Here is a 563-nt window from a genome sequence, read left to right as displayed (position 1 = left end):
CTGCCTTCTAACAATGGCAGTTCTGGTGACATGCTCCAGGTATTATTGTCTTGCACGACTGCGCTACCAATCAGATGCTGACCAGCAGCATCGGTGGTGTAGACAAATACCGTATCACCCGCAGTACCAATACCGCTGATCAACGGTTGGCTGTCATCAGTCACCGCACCCTTGGCCACCGCACCCTGGCTACCGCCCACGCGGTCTTCGACGGAAGTAATCGCCAAATGGGCAGGGTCATCTAACGGAGACGTGGTATCCACAGTAAAGTTCAACGGCTCAGAGGGCTTACTTTCGTTACCCGCCGGATCGGTTGCCGTGATGGTAATACTGTGATTGGTTTCGTCGAGTGGTGTCTCAGGCGTAAAGCTCCACTTGTTGTTATCCCCAACCACCGTTGAACCAATCTTTTCGCCGTTATCATAGATATTGATAATATCGCCAGGCTGGCCACCACCACTGAATTTAGGCTGAGTATCATCGGTTGTACCGCCATTCTTGATTGGGCCGGTGATAGCACCCACGTCATCCTGGGCATTCGATACATCAGGTTGAGCTGGAGG

The 563-nt window shown here is 52.4% G+C and carries 1 protein-coding gene; it reads right to left on the bottom strand.

The features are described 5' to 3' along the window. Nucleotides 1–563 (bottom strand): Ig-like domain-containing protein (locus tag AC2A06_RS18800; protein WP_484381292.1); only part of this gene is annotated, 563 nt, incomplete at both ends.

Source organism: Serratia sp. HNCC26DJ244, from assembly GCF_057180565.1.
Note: the sequence above shows the minus strand (reverse complement) of the source record. Positions and strands in the feature narration are given on the sequence as shown.